At 51.8% G+C, this 18,370-nt stretch carries 19 protein-coding genes; 5 read left to right on the plus strand and 14 right to left on the minus strand.

Annotation, left to right across the window (positions count from 1 at the left end; all coding sequences use genetic code 11):
• Positions 1 to 10 precede the first annotated feature (10 nt).
• On the minus strand, positions 11 to 1,144 hold the full coding sequence (locus D4L85_RS01145) for a CaiB/BaiF CoA transferase family protein (RefSeq protein ID WP_119752592.1): 1,134 nt from the start codon (positions 1,142 to 1,144) through the stop codon (positions 11 to 13).
• A gap of 108 nt (positions 1,145 to 1,252) precedes the next feature.
• Here D4L85_RS01145 and D4L85_RS01150 point away from each other — a divergent pair, with 108 nt between their 5' ends.
• The 4 genes from D4L85_RS01150 to D4L85_RS01165 all read left to right on the plus strand — a co-directional run bounded on the left by D4L85_RS01150 (position 1,253) and on the right by D4L85_RS01165 (position 5,481).
• A complete protein-coding gene (locus D4L85_RS01150) occupies positions 1,253 to 2,506 on the plus strand; it encodes a peroxiredoxin family protein (RefSeq protein ID WP_119752593.1) in 1,254 nt (417 codons plus the stop codon).
• Between the two features lie 20 nt (positions 2,507 to 2,526).
• Positions 2,527 to 3,702: a tRNA 2-thiouridine(34) synthase MnmA gene (mnmA, locus tag D4L85_RS01155; RefSeq protein WP_119752594.1), complete on the plus strand. Its 1,176-nt coding sequence runs from the start codon at positions 2,527 to 2,529 to the stop codon at positions 3,700 to 3,702.
• A 90-nt stretch (positions 3,703 to 3,792) separates the two neighbouring features.
• Positions 3,793 to 4,659 carry a J domain-containing protein gene (locus D4L85_RS01160; protein ID WP_119752595.1) on the plus strand — a complete coding sequence of 289 codons (867 nt, stop codon included), beginning with the start codon at positions 3,793 to 3,795 and terminating at the stop codon, positions 4,657 to 4,659.
• A gap of 18 nt (positions 4,660 to 4,677) precedes the next feature.
• Entirely contained in the window at positions 4,678 to 5,481 is an 804-nt protein-coding gene (locus D4L85_RS01165) for a J domain-containing protein (protein WP_160143467.1), read from the plus strand.
• Here the strand turns inward: D4L85_RS01165 and D4L85_RS01170 are convergent.
• Genes D4L85_RS01170 through D4L85_RS34295 form a run of 3 tightly spaced genes read right to left on the minus strand, consistent with a single transcriptional unit; the run spans position 5,478 to position 6,917 of the window.
• Positions 5,478 to 6,041, minus strand: a complete 564-nt coding sequence (locus D4L85_RS01170) for a DUF502 domain-containing protein (protein ID WP_119752597.1) — start codon at positions 6,039 to 6,041, stop codon at positions 5,478 to 5,480. The genes D4L85_RS01165 and D4L85_RS01170 overlap by 4 nt on opposite strands.
• 49 nt (positions 6,042 to 6,090) lie before the next feature.
• Positions 6,091 to 6,780, minus strand: a complete 690-nt coding sequence (cmk, locus tag D4L85_RS01175) for a (d)CMP kinase (protein ID WP_119752598.1) — start codon at positions 6,778 to 6,780, stop codon at positions 6,091 to 6,093.
• A complete protein-coding gene (locus D4L85_RS34295) occupies positions 6,780 to 6,917 on the minus strand; it encodes a hypothetical protein (protein ID WP_160143468.1) in 138 nt (45 codons plus the stop codon). Before D4L85_RS34295 ends, cmk begins: the two co-directional genes overlap by 1 nt.
• Positions 6,918 to 7,146: 229 nt before the next feature.
• On the opposite strand from D4L85_RS34295, the gene D4L85_RS01180 reads away from it, so the two are divergent.
• Positions 7,147 to 7,422 carry a hypothetical protein gene (locus D4L85_RS01180; protein ID WP_119752599.1) on the plus strand — a complete coding sequence of 92 codons (276 nt, stop codon included), beginning with the start codon at positions 7,147 to 7,149 and terminating at the stop codon, positions 7,420 to 7,422.
• Between the two features lie 68 nt (positions 7,423 to 7,490).
• Here D4L85_RS01180 and D4L85_RS01185 read toward each other — a convergent pair whose 3' ends face one another.
• The 10 genes from D4L85_RS01185 to D4L85_RS01230 all read right to left on the minus strand — a co-directional run bounded on the left by D4L85_RS01185 (position 7,491) and on the right by D4L85_RS01230 (position 18,319).
• Positions 7,491 to 8,897, minus strand: a complete 1,407-nt coding sequence (locus tag D4L85_RS01185; protein ID WP_119752600.1) for an MATE family efflux transporter — start codon at positions 8,895 to 8,897, stop codon at positions 7,491 to 7,493.
• A gap of 307 nt (positions 8,898 to 9,204) precedes the next feature.
• On the minus strand, positions 9,205 to 9,918 hold the full coding sequence (locus tag D4L85_RS01190; protein ID WP_160143469.1) for a head GIN domain-containing protein: 714 nt from the start codon (positions 9,916 to 9,918) through the stop codon (positions 9,205 to 9,207).
• An 86-nt stretch (positions 9,919 to 10,004) separates the two neighbouring features.
• Positions 10,005 to 11,357, minus strand: coding sequence for an NAD-dependent succinate-semialdehyde dehydrogenase (locus tag D4L85_RS01195; RefSeq protein WP_119758608.1), 1,353 nt, complete (start codon positions 11,355 to 11,357; stop codon positions 10,005 to 10,007).
• A 96-nt stretch (positions 11,358 to 11,453) separates the two neighbouring features.
• On the minus strand, positions 11,454 to 12,287 hold the full coding sequence (tsf, locus tag D4L85_RS01200) for a translation elongation factor Ts (protein WP_119752602.1): 834 nt from the start codon (positions 12,285 to 12,287) through the stop codon (positions 11,454 to 11,456).
• Between the two features lie 116 nt (positions 12,288 to 12,403).
• Entirely contained in the window at positions 12,404 to 13,174 is a 771-nt protein-coding gene (gene rpsB, locus D4L85_RS01205; protein ID WP_119752603.1) for a 30S ribosomal protein S2, read from the minus strand.
• Positions 13,175 to 13,187: 13 nt separating this feature from the next.
• Complete coding sequence (gene rpsI, locus D4L85_RS01210; RefSeq protein WP_119752604.1) at positions 13,188 to 13,574, minus strand: 30S ribosomal protein S9; 387 nt, start codon at positions 13,572 to 13,574, stop codon at positions 13,188 to 13,190.
• Positions 13,575 to 13,577: 3 nt separating this feature from the next.
• Positions 13,578 to 14,021, minus strand: a complete 444-nt coding sequence (rplM, locus tag D4L85_RS01215; RefSeq protein WP_073136413.1) for a 50S ribosomal protein L13 — start codon at positions 14,019 to 14,021, stop codon at positions 13,578 to 13,580.
• Positions 14,022 to 14,300: 279 nt separating this feature from the next.
• Entirely contained in the window at positions 14,301 to 15,020 is a 720-nt protein-coding gene (locus D4L85_RS01220; protein ID WP_119752605.1) for an RluA family pseudouridine synthase, read from the minus strand.
• A gap of 1 nt (position 15,021) precedes the next feature.
• Positions 15,022 to 17,229, minus strand: a complete 2,208-nt coding sequence (locus D4L85_RS01225) for a S9 family peptidase (protein ID WP_119752606.1) — start codon at positions 17,227 to 17,229, stop codon at positions 15,022 to 15,024.
• Positions 17,230 to 17,251: 22 nt separating this feature from the next.
• Complete coding sequence (locus D4L85_RS01230) at positions 17,252 to 18,319, minus strand: sensor histidine kinase (RefSeq protein ID WP_119752607.1); 1,068 nt, start codon at positions 18,317 to 18,319, stop codon at positions 17,252 to 17,254.
• Between the last annotated feature and the right edge of the window lie 51 nt (positions 18,320 to 18,370).

Raw genomic sequence — 18,370 nt, forward strand, 5'->3', positions numbered from 1 at the left:
GAATTTTTATTTACGTTTGAGGCACACCCAATTTTGCCAGGATTTCAACGGTATGTTCGCCCAAATGCGGCGGCGGAAGAAGGTGGGTGGATTTTTCCGACATCGGCTGGGCCGCATAGGTCTTGACGCCCAGGCGATCTACCGAACGGAGAATCATTTCCTGTGCCTCGGGGGTTTCGAATACATTTTGCACCGTGCTGATGCGACCGCCCGGGATCTTGCGGTCGCGAAGGGCTTGGACGAGGTTGGCCGATGATTGCTGACCTATCTTTTCACGGAGCACCGTGTTGAGCTGCGGCCGGTTGGCCACCCGGGCCGGGTTGGTCACGAAGCGCGGGTCGTTTGCCGTTTCCGCGATGCCCAGCACGGCGCAGAGATCCGAAAACTGGCGATCGTTACCCACCGACAGCAGGAATTCGACACCGTCGGCCGTCTTGAACACATCGCCGTACGGAGCAATATTGGGGTGCGCCGACCCTTTTTTCTCCGGCACCTGGCCGGCAACCAGCCAGTTGGTAGCCTGGTTTACCAAGGAAGCCACGGCCGCCTGGATGAGCGACACCTCCACAAACTGGCTGCCGCCGGTCTTTTGCTGTCGCAGCATGGCCACTAAAATGCCTTCCTTTAGGTGATGTCCGGCCAGCACATCGATCAACGCCACGGGCATCTTCAACGATTCGCCGCCAGGCATCCCGTTCATATACATAAAACCCGCCTCTGCCTGGATCACGGCATCGTAGCCCACACGGGCATCGTGCGAGCCATAACCGGTGATCTGACCATAGATCAGGTTGGGCTGGAGTGTTTTGAGGGTGTCATAGTCCACCCCAAGCCGGGCAGCGTCGCCGGGTTTATAGCTGGCAATGACGATATCGGATTGGCGGACCAGGGCGTGGACCGTCCGGCGGCCTTCGTCGGTGTCGAGCTTTACGGCGATGGACTTTTTGCCAAAGTTCACGGCACAGAAATAGGCCGAGCGGTCGTCGGTTTGTTCGCCGGCGGCCTTCCAGGTGCGGGTCACGTCGCCACCCGATGCGGGGTTTTCGACCTTGATCACTTCCGCGCCGAGCTCTGCAAAAAACTGGCCTACACTGGGGCCGGCCAATACAGTGGCCAATTCCAATATTCTCAGGTGCTCAAACATGTATCTATATCGTTTGAAAGAGACGATTAAAGGCAAAATCCTTACTTCGGCTCAAATTGTAAATCATTTCTCGCATTTTTGTGTTTTGGCCATTACAAAACATTGAAAATGAAGCGAATTGTTATTGCTGCACTCACCCTTGTCAGCCTGGCGGGATGCCTCGCAAAAAAAGAAACGCAGCAAGTATTAAAGACCGGCACCTGGCGCGCCACCATCGAAATACAAGGCCAGCCCTTGCCCTTCAATCTCGACATTGAAAAAGACAACGCCGACGGCTACGATGTGTACCTGCGCAATGCAGAAGAACGTCTGCTCCTGGATGAAGTGACGGTGAACGGCGATTCAGTCGATATCGTCCTTCACGTGTTCGACGCCGACATCAAAGCACGCATCAAAGGCGATACGCTGCAGGGGGAGTTCATCAAGAACTACGAGAAAGATTATAACCTTCCCTTCCTGGCGGTATACGGACAAACCTATCGCTTTGAAAAAGGTCTGAAGCAGGACAGCGTTCCCGACTTCAGCGGCAAGTATGCCGTGAACTTCATTCACGAGACCGACACCACGGTAGCGGTAGGCATCTTCAAACAAATCGGCGATAGCGTGACCGGCACGTTCCTGACCCCCACAGGCGACTACCGTTACCTGCAAGGCAACGTAGCCAATGGCATGATGCAACTGAGCACATTCGATGGCAACCACGCCTATATCTTCACCGCCATCAAAACACCCGAGGGCAAACTGATGGGCGAATACTACTCCGGCAAGACCTGGATGGAATTCTGGGAAGGCGAAAAAAATGACAACGCCGCACTCCCCGACGCCGAGAAACTCACCTTCCTGAAAGAAGGCTACGAGACCGTCGCGTTCACCTTTCCGGATGTGACCGGCAAAAAAGTGAGCCTGACCGACGACAAGTACAAGAACAAAGTGGTCATCCTCCAACTCTTCGGAACGTGGTGCCCCAATTGTATGGACGAAACAAAATTCCTGGCACCGTGGTATAAAGAAAACAACAAGCGCGGCGTCGAGATCATCGGCATGGCGTATGAGCGCAAACCTGATTTCGAGTATGCCAGCGGCCGCGTGAAAAAAATGGCCGAGAAGCTGGGCGTGACATACGACTTTGTGATCGGTGGCACAAACGACAAGGCCCTTGCCTCGGAAACCTTGCCGATGCTGAATGCCGTGGTAGCATTTCCCACCACCATATTCATCGGTAAAGACGGCAAAGTGAAGAAAATTCACACCGGGTTTTCCGGACCAGGCACGGGACTTTATTACGAACAGTTCGTACAGCATTTTAACGAAACCGTAAATGAACTTTTACGGGAAGATGCGACTTCTACGATTACACCATAGTTTCGTAATTTTATAGGGATATGAAGAAAAGAGTTGTTGTCGGTTTGTCGGGAGGAGTGGACTCCAGCGTCACGGCGTACCTGTTGAAAGAACAGGGCTACGAAGTGATCGGCATGTTCATGAAGAACTGGCACGACGACACCGTGACCATCAGCAACGAATGCCCCTGGCTGGACGACAGCAACGACGCCATGATCGTGGCACAGCATCTGGGCATTCCTTTTCAAGCCATCGATCTCAGCAAGGAATATAAAGAGCGCATCGTCGACTATATGTTCGCCGAATATCAGGCCGGGCGCACGCCCAATCCCGATGTGCTGTGCAACCGTGAGATCAAGTTTGATATTTTTCTACAGACCGCTTTAAAACTGGGCGCCGAATATGTGGCCACGGGTCACTATGCGCGCAAAGATTCTTTTGAGAAAGACGGCAAGACCGTATACCGGTTGCTGAGCGGCAAAGATCCCAACAAAGATCAAAGCTATTTTCTTTGCCAACTCACGCAAGAACAATTATCGAAGGCGCTGTTCCCCATCGGCGAATTGCTGAAGCCGGAAGTGCGCGCCATCGCGAAGAAGATCGATTTGGTTACGGCCGATAAAAAAGATTCACAAGGGCTCTGCTTTGTGGGCAAAGTGCACTTGCCTGATTTCTTACAACAACGCCTGCAACCCAAAACGGGCAAGGTGATCGAGATCGATGCGGAAGCCGCCGTTTTCAAAAATGGTTATGCGGCCGATGATCTCCGTTCGCTTTCTGCGCACTACGAATTGGCACCCGAACAAGGTGAAGTGATCGGCGAACACAAAGGCGCTCATTACTACACCATCGGGCAGCGCAAAGGCCTCAACCTCGGCGGCTTTGAAAAGCCGTTGTTTGTGATTGGCACAGACACTGAAAAGAATGTGATCTACACCGGCATGGGAGAAGATCATCCCGGACTTTATCGCAAGGCGTTGTTTATTCCGAACAGCGACGAGCACTGGATTCGCAAAGATCTTGCCTTAGCGGTGGGTGAGTCAAAAGATTATCTCACGCGCATCCGTTACCGTCAGCCCTTGATGGGGTGCACGCTGCACAAGAGAGAAGAAGGGCTATACATCACGTTCGAAAACCCTCAAAAAAGTATTACGCCCGGACAATTCGCCGCATGGTATGATGGCGAGGAATTGATTGGATCGGGTGTTATTTCGTAACTTTCAAAATACCCATTACACTCTTTTCGATGAATACGATCGGCCGCGAGGCGTAAGAAATATGCCGAGGCCAATGAACCCGTTAGCAACATGAATTACTATCAAATTCTGGGTGTGCGTGAAGATGCCGGTTACGACGAAATCAAGCGAGCATACCGTAAGCTCATGAAAATTTACCATCCCGACAAAAATTCGACGGCAGCTGCGGCAGAATTCTCAAAAAAGATTAACGAAGCTTACGAGGTGTTGTCCGACACGTTGAAACGTGCCCAATACGACACACAACGACACTACACGTCCTCCAGTCGATATGCTTACCAGGACGCTTATCGTGAAACCAGCGACCGCGAACGTAGAGAAGCTGAGGCGCGACGGCAACGGGAAGCGGAAACGTGGAGACGCTACCGGCAAAAACAGGAAGAGGAGACAAAGGCGGGGAAACACCAACGGCGACAGGCTATCTATCCGGTCATTCGATGGCTCAACCTGGCAGTTGCAATAGTTTCGTTACTCTTCCTTTTGGACAACTACGTTTCGGTTACCCGCAACAGCAGCATCACAGCGGGCTGGCGTGTGGGCCTTACCGGAGGAGATACCGTGGATTTTTTACGCGACAACCACCTTGCGTTCGAGTTGCCCAAAGGCGTTCGCGTGAATTATGATTACGATCGGGATTCACTGCGCATGCCTGTACAATTCACCATTTCATCCGTGCGCCACGTCGCCAAATCGGTAGTGATCAAAGATGGTAACAGGCTCGTTCAAATTCCGTTGACCTCAACGGATTATCAAAGCACCCCATTTTGGTGGATGCTTTCTTTGTTATGTTCCGTGGTTGTTCTGTTTTGTAAAGACTATACGGATACCGCTTATAAGCTTGCGCTTGTTTCGCTCGGTCTTTTGTTGTTTGCCTGGATGTCTTTTTCAGGACACCACGGCGAGCAATTTTATCGATAACTTAGGGAAATTATATTCGTGACCTACTACGAGATCCTTGGCATTTCCGGCGCGGCATCGATCGAAGAGATCAAGACTGCCTATAGCAGGTTGATCAGCACACACCCTAACGAAGTGAACCATGCGGTCGTACAGTTGAAAGAAGCTTATGGCGTACTCTCCGACCCCGTTCGAAAACAGCAATACGATCATAGTCTCTATGGTCCCCCACCACAGCCTGTTGTGGAGTATGAAGAGGATCCGCGAGGCGTTTATCGCCGGGAATACATTCAACGAAAGCAACGCGAAAAACAAGAGGAAGAGCGACGACTGGATCGGCAGCGACAGAACATTTTCCGGATCATGCGACGAGTCAATTTTGTTATTCTCGCTTATGCGGTTCTCTTGACGATCGACTATTGTTTGCCCGCTAGAGTTTACCAGGAAGTAGGCGTGGACGGCTGGCAGAAGACTTTTGGTCGAAGGCGTGGGAAGGGAAACCTTGTCTACAGCTTCATGGAAACGACGCACTTCACCTTGACCGTTTCCTACGAACTTCTCCAACGCTACGACTTTGACGCAAAGGAGAAAGAGCCGCTCGTGGTCAAGGCAACCCAGATTTGCAGAATACCAACAACCGTGTCACTCGCCGGTAAAGAGTCAACGCAGACCTATCGTGTTCTCAGTTCACCCTTTTCCGATGGCATCGCACGCCCCTTGATCCTTCTGATTGTGACCACTATGATACTTTTGTTTCGAAAGTATTCCTATGTCAACTATATGAACTGCTTTATGCCGGTACTGCTGTTCTTCCTGATGGTTCCGCCCTGGTTCCATTTCTAAGATTCTCTGAATCCACTCACCCCACCGGAAACAATAAACTTCATAGCTGTAGGCCCCGAGATATTCAAAGGCTTGATGTTCTCTTTCGAGACAAAATAATGAAAGCCCGAAAAGGCATACGAATGGGGAAAGTAAACCACCACCATATCGGTCAACCCCAGTTCCGTCAGGTCGGGCTGGGTGATGAAGCCGATCTGGTATAGATTATTATCCTTGTTGATGCGCACCAGCACCGGCTTGTTGAATTTCTTTTTATCGCCCACGAAGGCGCCCAGCAAATCTTTTACAGCCGAGTAGATCAATTTCACCAAAGGAATTCTGTTCATCCCGTGATCGAACCAATCCGCCACCGTCTTGAACGCAAAGTTGGTGGTCAGGTATCCAAAGCCGGTGATCGTAATGATGATGATGGCAAATCCCAATCCCGGGTAGGGAAGATTCAGTAGTTTATCGAGACTTTGAAAGGAGAAGTATATAAAATAGGCCGTAGCAACAAGGGGTACGATAAAAAGCGTACCGCTAAAAAAGTAACGAATAAAACGCCTGAAAGTACTATCCATGGGGTTACGTTTACACTACTCTCCTACTCCTTCAAAAAAAATCCACTGATCAGTGCAGCACGATCATTTTGGCAAGCGCCAGGCGTACCACCTCGTCCACTTGTTCTTCCAGGGTGACGTGCGTGGTGTCGAGCACGAGCGCGTCGTCTGCCTGGCGGAGTGGACTTTCCTTGCGGGTGGTGTCGATCTTGTCGCGTTGTAAAATATTCTCCACCACGTCGTCGAGGTCGACCATCTGGTTTTTCTCCAGTAGTTCGCGTTGTCTTCGAAAAGCGCGCGTCAACAAGTCGGCCGTCATGAAGACCTTCAGGTCGGCCTGGGGAAACACCACCGTGCCGATGTCGCGGCCGTCCATGACCACGCCGCGTTCTTTTCCCAGGCGTCGTTGTTGCTCCACCATGGCCACGCGCACTTCTTTGATGGTGCTCACGGGGCTTACCATTTCCGATACGCGCATGGTGCGGATGGTCTTTTCAACGTTGAGACCATTGAGATAGGTTTCCGATTTGTTTTTTGTACTGATCTTAAAGGTAATATGAATATCCTGTAGCGCACGGGCCACCTCCTTGGGGTTGGTCATGGCCACATGGTGGTCCAGGAAATAGAGCGTGACGGCGCGGTACATGGCACCGGTGTCGATGTAGCGATAGCCGAGAATATTGGAGACCTCTTTTGCCGTACTGCTCTTTCCGCAAGCCGAATATCCGTCGATGGCGATGACGATTTTACGAAAGTTCATCAGCAATCCTTTTGAGGACAAGGGATCGGTTTTCCGGGTTTCAGCTTTTTATGCTTTTTGGCATGATGCGACGACGAGCAGGCTTCCACCAGAAGTACCAGCACCATCAGGAGGGAAAAACGAATAATTCTCTTCACAGTGTTGCTATTGTTTGGACCAAAAATAGGGCAAATGATGCCACAAACCTTTCTCTCCGACACTTTATTTTGACCACTTGGCCAAAATCCAGCCCCTGCCGGCGCGTTTCCGCACACCGCCCGCCGTCACCCTGCCGGTTGGTCCGGGATGGAAAAATAGATGTTTGTACCCGCATACCCCATGCTTTTACCGGTGTGCTTTAGTAAATTGTAAAAAAAACAAGGTGTAATGGAAACGAATGATCAAGGCAAAAACGAAAAGACCTTCAACAATTTCGGCAAAAAAATAGACGATTTCATGGTCGAGCTCAACGAAGCCGGCGAACGACTGCAAAAGGAATTCCATCTAAAATACGAAGAACTGAAAGTGTCGGCCGAGAAAATGCGCAACGACGCCGAGAACAAAGAGCGCTGGCGCGAGGTGGAAGCCAGTCTGAAAAAGGCCGGCGACGAATTAAGCAACGCCTTCAAGGCGGCCTTCAAGAAGAAGGAAGATCCGAAGTGATCACATCCCTAAAAAGAAAATCGTTGCGCCCTGTATAGGCGCAACGATCTACTATTCATACCCGGTTATTACACCTTTGCCAATTTCCATTTTCCCTGCCGAAAAATGATGATGCCGGCAATCGCCATGAGCGATTCGGCAATGGCGATGGCAGCATACACGCCTCTCGTGCCCACATGGAATCTCTCCGCCAGCAAATAGGCCAACGGAATTTGAAAAAGCCAGAAGCCCACAAAGCTGATCACCGTAGGTGTGCGCGTATCCCCTGCTCCGTTGAACGACTGGTTTATCACCATGCTAAACGCATAGAAGACATAGCCCAGTGAAACAATTTGCAGACACTCTGCACCTTGTTCAATCGCGATGGGATCTATGGAGAACAAGCCAATGATCGGCCGCGCCAGCAGAAAGAACACGATCGTAACACTTCCGAGGAAAACCATATTAAAGAAGGCCGCTCTCCATGCCGATTGCTCTGCACGTTCAGGATGACCTGCCCCCAGATTTTGCCCCACCAAGGTTGCCGCTGCATTGGCCATTCCCCACGCCGGCAGGATCGCGAATACGATTACGCGAATCGCAAACGTATAGCCTCCCAAAGCAGCTTCTCCAAAGCTGGACATGATGCGATTCAAAAAGATCCAACTGCCGGACCCGATTAGGAACTGGCCCGTGCTACCGGAAGATATCACCATGAGGCGCCAAACAATCTGCCACTGGGCCACCAGGTGTTTTGCATGAAGCTTGATGATCCCGTTCCCTTTCACCAAATGATAGAGTTGAAAAAGCACGCCAATGCTCCGGCCGGTGGTCGTCGCGATGGCAGCACCCTCCACACCAAAGGCTGGGACGGGCCCTAATCCAAAGATGAAAATCGGATCGAGGATCATGTTCACGAGGTTCGCCAGGATCAGCGATCGCATCGCGATAGAGGCATCACCCGCACCGCGAAAAACACCATTGATCAGGAACAGCAACATGATCGACATGTTTCCGGTGATCATCCACTTCGTATAGCCGGAGTTTTTTTCAATAAGCGATTCACTGGCCCCCATGAGGCGCAGCAAGTCCTCCGAAAACAAGACCCCAACCACACTGATCGCGAGCGACAACATTACCCCCAGCAAAATTGCCTGAGCCCCAGCTTCCTTGGCTGATTCAATATCTTTCTCGCCCACGCGGCGCGCGACCATGGCCGTGGCACCTATGCCCAGGCCCATCGCCAGAGAGTAAATCAAGCTGAGTAAAGACTCGGTCAAGCCGATGGTAGCGATCGCGCTGTTATCGTGCAACTGGCCGACAAAGAAAGCATCGACCACAGCGAACAGCGACTCCATGGCCATCTCCAGCACCATCGGAATGGATAAAAGAAGAATGGCCTTGTCGATGCTTAAGACAGTATAATCCTGTTGATCTCCTCTTATCGCTTGTTTGAAAAGTCGAAAAAAGGAATTGACTTTTATAGTAAATGACATGAAATGACTTTAAAAGATTGAGAAAAAAAAAATAAAAAAGAGACGAGCCTCCCGTAGCGGGGCTGTTAGAGAAGGGGACGGACCATATCCGTCATGGAGAAAGCGAGGGTGTTCATAGGCGTAATGATTGCGCTTGCATTGGCTTACGTCAAAACGCGGTGAAAGGTTGGGATTTCGCCGGAACAATTTCAAAATAAGTTCAGTCCCGGAGGCCCGAACGGTTAACCTCCACGATCCAAAATTCCATAAAAAAGAAAAAGACCACCCGAAGATGGCCTTTTCATTTACGGGTTATGTTGATTCCTTATTAATCCTTTTGAACGCTGCTCGCACCCGACACATTGGAGTTCACCGAAGGATTTCCGCGATACAAAATAGAACTGGCACCTCCGGCAACGGCCTTGAGCTCATCCGAAACCGTAACCTTCCCGCTACTGGCCCCCGATATATTGATGTCGGCCTTGCCCACGGGATAATCAAACGCACTCAAAACCGATGCACCCGACACTTCCGCTTTCAATTCATCGCCTAACCCGAAGAGATGCAGGCTGGAGGCACCAGACAGCACGAGGTTGACCTTGCGATAGCCCGCGTCCAGTTGTGATACCGATGCGCCCGAAAGGTAAATGTTCAGATCCTCGTCGCTTTCGAAGCCGATGATCCGGGATTCGGTAGCGCCGGAGAAGTTCACTTCCTTCAGCGTGGGCATGGTGATGGTGATGTAGGTATCGTGATGGCGGTTGGCGTTGTCATCGAATTTGATGATGAGCGTGCTGCCGCTTTTGAATACGTCGAGGTCGTTCAGGTTGCGGCGATCGCCGCGGATTTCGATGCTAAACGTGTTGGCTTGCTCCACACGAATGTTGAAGGCACTACCCATTTCCAGGCGATCGAAGTCTACGAGGGAGTAGGTTTCCGTGGATTCCTGCAGAGGGCCGGGATCCTCGGTATGGTTGCAGCCCGTCAGCGCGACCACGAGGAGACATAGTGAGACCGAGAGCGTTTTGATGTACTTCTGCATAAGGGGGTTCATTTGGTTTCCCCGTTAGGACAACCGGGATTAGAGTTACCCCTATGCTGAATGAAAAAAATGCAGAACCTGATTTCTTAGGCGATGGAAATCGTCTTCACATTCACAAATTCCTTGATCCCTGCTTCCGAAAGCTCCCTTCCATAACCGGACTTCTTAGTTCCCCCAAACGGCAACCGCTGATCGGATTTCATCAACGCATTAATAAATACCGACCCCGATTCCACTTCCCGCGCCAGGCGTTCGCCCCTTTCAATATCTTTTGTCCAAATGGAAGCACCCAACCCATACCGGCTGGCGTTCGCCAATTTCACCGCCTCCTCTTCCGTGCGCGCCGTGATCACGGCCGCCAGGGGCCCAAAGGTCTCCTCATCAAACGCCGGGATGCCGGGTTTCACTTGATCCAATAATATAGGCTGGACGTTCGCTTGCTGGCGTTGCCCGCCGGTGACTATCCTGGCACCCAATTTCACCGACGCGTTCAATTGTTTCTCCAGCGTCTCCGCCAGGTCAACCCGCGCCACGGGGCCCATCGAAATGTTGCCATCAAAAGGATCGCCCTGGCGCAAGGCTTTAATATTTTCGGCAAAGCGGCTCATAAACTCTTCCTTCACTTGTTCCACAACAATAAACCGCTTGGCGCTGATACAGGATTGCCCCGCATTTTGCATCCGCGACTGCGTGGCGATCTTTGCCGTCTTCTCCAGGTCGGCATCCGCCAACACAATAAAGGGATCGCTGCCTCCCAGCTCAAGTACTGTTCGCTTGATGTGTTTTCCGGCAATCGCCGCCACCTGCGAGCCCGCAAACTCACTTCCCGTCAATGCCACGCCCTGAACGATATCGGATTCTATAACACTCTCAATGACCTTGTTGTCGATCAACAGCGATTGAAACACACCCTCGGGGAAACCTGCTTCACGAAACACCTGCTCCAGCAGCAGTGAACATTTCGAAACGGTCGACGCGTGTTTCAGCAAGCCCACGTTTCCCGCCATCAGCGCCGGGGCAGCAAACCGGATGACTTGCCAGAACGGAAAATTCCACGGCATCACGGCGAGTATGGCGCCCGTTGGGTGGTGCGACACCAGGCTTCTGCGGGCATCGGTGGCGATGATCTGGTCGGCAAGGAATTTCTCGGCGTTGTTCGCGAAGAACTCGCAGGCGCCGGCGCTTTTTTCGATTTCGGCGCGGGCCTCACCGATCACTTTGCCCATCTCCAGCGTGATGGTGCGGGCATATTCTTCTTTGTTTGCCCGCAGCAAGGCGGCGGCCTTCTGCATGAGCGTTGTGCGCTCGGCAAAGGTGGTGCGCTTCCAGCTTTGATAGGCTTTGCCGGCGGTGTCAAGTTTTTTTTGAACCGTGGAGGCATCCATGGGCTGAAATTCTCCAACGACAGATTGATCAAAAGGGTTGATGGATCGTAGCATGGTGGAATTAACGTTTGAGCGTTCAAAAAGATTAACAGCAAAAAGAAAAGCCAGGTTCATCACCTGGCTTTTGCTCTATCGATTAACAGCGGAAAATTATCCGATGGCTATGCGTTTGAATTCGGCGACCGTCAATCCCTTCGTCACACTGTCGAGGTATTGGGCTACCGTTTTGGAATTGTCTTTCACAAAGATCTGGTGCAGCAGGGTGTTGTCCTTGAAGAACTTCTGCAGCTTGCCTTGTGCGATCTTGTCCACCATGTTGGCAGGCTTGCCTTCGGCGAGGATCTGTGCCTTGGCGATCTCCAGTTCTTTTTCAATGATGCTGGTATCGACCGACTTCTCGTCGATGCCCACAGGGTTCATGGCTGCGATTTGCATGCCCACGTCCTTGCCGGCTTCAGTCACGTCCTTGCCGTTCACGCCTTTCAGCGAAACGAGCACGCCCAGTTTGGAACCAGCGTGGATATACGGAACGATGGCTTCGCCTTTCATGTGAACATACTCGCTCACTTCGATCTTCTCACCGATCTTGCCCACCAGCTCTACGATCTTGTCGTTGATGGTGAGGTCGCCAGCTTTCAGGGTCAACAGCGCCTCCTTGTCGGCGGGCTTGTTGGCGAAAGCGGTTTCGGCGATCAGTTTGCCGAGGAATTGGAATTCTTCGTTTTTACCAACGAAGTCGGTTTCGCAGTTCAGGGCGATGAGCACGGCTTCTTTGTTGTCGTTGCTCACTTTAATGAATACCGAACCTTCTTTGGCATCTCTATCAGAACGGGAAGCAGAAACTTTCTGTCCTTTCTTTCTCAGGATTTCAATAGCTTTTTCAAAATCGCCGTCGGCTTCGGTGAGGGCTTTTTTACAATCCATCATGCCGGCGCCGGTCATTTGGCGAAGCTTGTTTACATCTTGTGCTGAAATTGCTGACATAATTATTTTTTTGATTTACGAGTGGTTGAATGTGGATCGGCTTTAAACAAATCGTCCTACCAGCTTCTGTGTTGCAAAGCGGCAGGACGACCAAAAGCTTAATATCGTAATGGAAATTATTTTGCTTCTTCTACTGCTTCGTCAACGCGTCTTTTTTCATCCTCGTCTTTCTTGTGCGCAGCATCTTCCTTGTCTTTCTTGCGCTCCATCAGCGATTCTTCGATCACCTTGCCAACGTGTTTGGTCAGGATCGAGATCGATTTGAAAGCATCGTCGTTGGCCGGGATCGGAAAATCCACGCCGGAAGGATCGGAGTTGGTATCCACCAGTGCAAACACGGGGATGTTCAACTTTTGAGCTTCGGTTACAGCGATGTGTTCGCGTTTTACGTCGATCACGAAAAGGGCTGCAGGCAGTCTGTTCAGGTCGGCGATACCGCCCAACAGTTTTTCAAGCTTTGCTTTCTCGCGGGTGATCATGAGACGTTCGCGTTTCGCCAGGTTGGTGAACGCTTCGTCTTTCATGAGTTTCTCGATCGACGAAAGTTTCTTCAGCGACTTGCGGATCGTAGCGAAGTTGGTGAGCATACCACCCAACCAGCGTTCGGTCACGAACGGCATGTTGAGGCGTTTTGCTTCTTCGGTTACGATGTCTTTCGCCTGTTTCTTCGTTGCCACGAACATGATCTTGCGACCGGAGCGAACGATGTTTCTCAGGGCGAACGTTGCCTCATCGAGGCGCGCCAGGGTTTTGTTCAGGTCGATGATGTGGATGCCGTTGTTTTCCATGAAGATGTACTCCGACATCTTCGGGTTCCACTTGCGGGTAAGGTGACCAAAGTGTACACCTGCATCCAACAGTTCCTGATATGTTAATTTTTCAGCCATTCTCTTTAATCGATTAACGCTTGCTAAACTGGAATCTTCTTCTTGCTTTTCTTCTACCCGGCTTCTTGCGCTCTACCATACGGGAGTCGCGGGTCATGAAGCCTTCCTTGCGGAGAGTAGGTTTGTTTTCGGGGCTGATCTCTACCAGCGCCCGCGCAATGCCTAAGCGCACGGCTTCGGCCTGTCCTGTTATGCCACCGCCTTCAACATTCACAGTAACATCGTAGCTGGCCTCCAGTTTCAATGCTGCCAAAGCTTGTTTCACCAGGGTCTGGTGAATTTCGGAAAGGAAATATTCCTTCAGCTCGCGGTCGTTTATTTTGATATCTCCTTTGCCCGGCTTTACATAAACCCGTGCGATGGAGGTCTTTCTTCTACCGATGGTGTTAACAATCTGCATGTATCAGAACTTTATTTCTTTTGGTTGTTGCGCTGTGTGAGGGTGCTCTGCTCCGGCGTAAACGTGGAGGCTTCTGTAAAGCTCGCTGCCCAGTCTGTTCTTAGGGAGCATACCGCGAACGGCATGTTCGATGAGGCGCTCAGGGTGCTTGGAACGGATCATTGTGGGCGTATGCTCACGTTGTCCACCGGGATAGCCCGAGTGCGTGAACAGGACGCGGTCGGTCCATTTCTTGCCAGTCATTCTCACTTTCTCGGCGTTGATAACGATAACATTGTCACCGCAATCTACGTGCGGGCTGTAGCTGGCTTTGTGCTTTCCACGAATGATGTGGGCAATCTGGCTCGCTACGCGACCGAGAACCTGACCGTTTGCATCAACCACGACCCAGCCTTTTTCTACTGTGGCTTTGGTTGCGTAGGCTGTTTTATAGCTATTATGATCCATTTTTTATTGATATAAACTAAATTAAATACACTACCCCCTTCAAAAAGGGACACAAAGGTAAATCGCTATTATCTGAAATGCAAGCCGATCCCGGTTTTTTGAGGACACTCCTGCCATCTCCTTTCAGGGATTCTGCCCAATAACGGGCTGTTTATGAAGGTTTTTGGTGGCGGGGGTACAAATTTAAAAAGACGGCCGAAATTCTGAAAATATTGGCCATCCCTAAAATCCAAAAACCCGAAACACCCTCAGTTTTCGACGATTTTACCAAATATCCGACTAGTTATTCAGGTCCAATTGCCGCATCAACGCATACATGTCCTTGGGATAAGGGGCCTCGATCCGGTGCTCATTTTCTGATAAATCATTGAATGTCAGCGAAAACGCATGGAGAGCCATCCTTTTCATAAAGGGCTGCTCGTCGGTGTCCTTTTTCAGATTAAAACCCCGTTTCACCTGCGAAAGAAAAAAGGGCTTGCCGCCATACATCTCGTCGCCACTGATGGAGGCGTTCAGCGAGGCCAAATGCACCCGGATCTGGTGCATCCGTCCCGTAATGGGCTGGCATTCCACCAGCGTATGCTGCTTATAAGGCTTCAACGACGTAAAATAGGTCTGCGCGGGCTTGCCTTCGCGGCGGCTGAGCTTTACCACACCGTCGTCCTGCTTTAAAATGGGAATATCCACCAACAGGTGATCGAAGTTGTGGATGCCATCGACCAGGGCATGGTAGACCTTCGACACCCGGCGTTTTTCGAACTGGATGCTCAGGTGGCGATAGGCTTCCGGATTTTTGGCAATGGCCAGCACGCCGGACGTGTCCTTGTCCAGGCGGTGGCCTACTTGCGCCGTTTCCACGTGTTCGCGGGCCAGTCCCAACAGGTTCACCTTCTCGTGGCGGTCTTCCAGCGTGGAGAGAAAGGGTGGTTTATTTACCACCACAAAGTCGTCATCCTCGAAAAGAATGATCTCTTCAAATTTTATTTTGGACGATTTCATCTCAGTTCGTGGTGCTGGAGGCCGCAGGGGGTTCGGGGTGGTGCGCATAGCGCTCAAAGAATTCGATCACGCGCAGCAAATGGTCCATCATTCTTCCGGGATTGCCACTGCGGGTGAGTTCGTGGCCTTCCTTGGGATAGCGGATGTATTCCACGGGTTTGCCCTGGATCTTCAGACTCTTGTAGAGCATTTCCGATTGCACCACACCGGTCCGCAAATCCTGGTCACCGTGAATGATCAGGAAAGGTGTATTGATCTTATCGACATACGTCAACGGCGACTCGGCATCGAGCAGCTTTTTTGTCTCTGGTTGCCATGGATAGCCCCCGAAGTAATCGGGCACGAGGCGCCAGGCATTGCCTTCGCCCATAAACGTGGTCAGGTCGTAGACACCGCGCTGGGCATTGGCGGCTTTGAAACGGTTGTCGTGGCCGATGAGCCAGGCTACCATGTAGCCCGCGTAGCTTCCGCCCTCCACGAACAACTGATCCTTATCGATCCAGGGATGTTGCTGCTCGGCATCTTCCAACGACGCGAGGATATCCCCGGCAGGGCCTGCTCCCCAATTCTTAAAGTTTCCGCGTTTAAAGGCATCGCCATAACCGCCACTGCCTCTCGGATTGCAGAACACCACGCCATAGCCCCAAGCGGCTTCCAGTTGGAATTCGTGCCACATGCTGAACGCCGAAGGTCCCCACATGGCTGTGGGGCCACCGTGAATGTTGAGGATAGTAGGATATTTCTGACCTTCCTTGCGGCCTACGGGTTCCAGCACCCAATATTGGACCTTCACGCCATCGGGACGGGTGATCCAGTATTCTTTCGGGAAGATGAGTTTCTTGCCCCCGATCCACGCGGTGTTCAACTTTGTGATCTGCGTCGTGGTCTTGTCTTTCAGGTTCAGGGTGAAGACTTCCCAAGGGCTGCCCGTTTCGGTTTGAGCATAGACGATTTTTCCGGCCTTCACCGTAAAGTTCATCACGCCTTTGTCGTTGCCGATCACCTCTACCGGGGCAGCGCCGCCCTTCGCCGGAAGGCTGTACAACGGCACATCGCCATCGGACTCTGCATTGAAATAGATGGTTTTGCCGTCGTCGGACCAAGCGAGAGATTGCACATCGCGATCAAAAGCTTGTGTCAGATTGATGTATTCACCGCCGGTGGCGGGTACGATGCCGATATCATTTTGTCTTCCCATAAATCCGTCGGTGGTTCCGATGATGAAGAAGATGGATTTTCCATCGGGTGCGTATTCGGGATTGCTGATCGGGTGGCCGTCTGCTTTCAAAAGTTCTTTCAGGTTCTTGCCATCCGCATCCAGCGTCCACAGGCTGCTGTTCCGGGTGTAGTCGGGGGCGGTGGTGAGTTTCCAGGAGTTGCAGAGGATGGTTTTGCCGTCGATGCTCCAGTCGGCGTTGTTAAAGCTTTGGTAGCCCGTGGTGATTTGCTTGGCTTCGGCACCGGCCTGGGCGGGCACTACGAACAGGTGGGTATATTTTTCTTCGGCTTCCAGGTCTTGTTCGTCCTGCAGGTCGAGGCGTGTCAACACGCGGGGATTTTTTTCGCTGGCGTTCTTTGCCAACCAGGCGCGCACCTCCGTTAAGGATCCATCCGGAGTTGACCGGGTGTTCTTTTTCTCGTCGTCCTTCATCAGCTTCCACGCGGGTTCATCGCGTTGCTTGCGACCGGGTCTTTCATAGGTCCAGGGCACTTCGCCTTCGATGGCGCTGAAGGGCATGGCGGAAGAAAACAAGATGCTCTTTCCGTCGGGCGACCAGATGGGGCGGCTGGCGCCGTATTTCACTTTGGTGATGGCATAGGCCTCACCGCCGGTGAGGGGCAGGATCCAGATCTGGGCCGCATCGCCATCGGCACGGACAAAGGCCAGCGATTTGCTATCGGGTGACCACGCCGGTTGGCCGTCGCGACGGTCGCCAAAGGTGAGCTGCACCGGGTCTTTCTTGCCCGTGGGGTCCAGCAGGTAGAGGTGCTGGGTGTAATAGTACTCCGTGTTGCCGTTGGACGTGTTGGTTTTTGTGGCCTTGCGGGTGACGGACGCCACCACGTTCTTTCCATCGGGCGAGGCCGAAAGCTGGCTCGCCGTGGCGATTTTCATGAGATCGGAAGCCACAATGGGCGTTTTTTCCTGGGCGTGGGCCGCGGTAACGGCAAACAGGAAAAAGGTGAAAACGCGTTGAATACGGTTCATAATTAGGTTAATGAGTTCAATTTCAGTTTTTGGATGCTTCGGTCTCGCCACCTTCCAGCGGCTTAACACGCGGCAATTTAAAACTAAAAGTCGAACCCTTGCCAGGTGTGCTTTCCACCTCGGCCTTGGAGTTGTGACCGTCCAGGATGTGTTTCACAATGGCGAGGCCTAATCCCGTCCCCCCTTTTTCGCGGCTGCGGCTTTTGTCGACGCGGTAGAAACGCTCGAAGATGCGGGCCTGGTGCTCCGGGGCGATGCCTTCGCCCGTATCGGAGATGTTGGTCACGATATTTTTCTTGCTGATGTCGAAGCTGACTTTCACCTCGCCCCCATCGAAACTGTGTTTGATGGCGTTGGAGACCAGGTTGGTCATCACCTGGTTGATGCGCTGCCAGTCGGCATACACCAACACTTTGCGCGGCGAGCCTTCGATGGACAGCTTGATCTCTTTGCGGTCTGCTTTCTCTTCAAACTGTTCAAAAATTTCTTCCGTGAGTTTGTAGAGGTCAATGTTCTCGAAATGCATTTTGATCTGGCCGGTCTCGATGTGCGAGAGCGTGAGCAGATCCTGCACGAGCATGTCCAGACCGTCGAGACTTTTGGCGGCTTTCTTGAGAAATTTTGTGCGCACGGTCTTGTCGTTCACGGCGCCGTCGAGCAGGGTGTGCACAAAGCCCTGGGCCGCAAAGATCGGTGTCTTTAGCTCATGCGATACATCGGCGATGAACTCGCGGCGGAAAGCTTCGAGTTTTTTCAGTTCGTCAATTTCCTTTTGCTTTAGTTCGGCAAACGAGTAGATCTCTTCGTTGATGGTCCGCAGTGGATTGAGGGGAGCCGATTTCTGTTTGTCGATGCGTGAAAGCTCTTTCTTTTTCAGTTTTCCCATCAGCTTGTAGACCTTGTCGAGTTCGCGGAAAATGAGAAACTCGAGGACCACAAAAATCAGAATATAAGAAACCGAGAAGCTGATGCCGAACGCGACAAACAGCGCGCTCAGGTCGACGCTTTTAAAAAGCGATAGGAATAAAGACGTGATCAGGGCGATGCAGAGTGCCAGCAAAAGGGCCATTCCCCGTGAACTGTAAACCATGCTGTAAGGTAGTCGATAGTTTTTAGTTTCCCTTGGCTAACCCCTGCGGTA

Source organism: Chryseolinea soli (assembly GCF_003589925.1).
In the GTDB taxonomy this organism is placed as follows: Bacteria; Bacteroidota; Bacteroidia; order Cytophagales; family Cyclobacteriaceae; genus Chryseolinea; species Chryseolinea soli.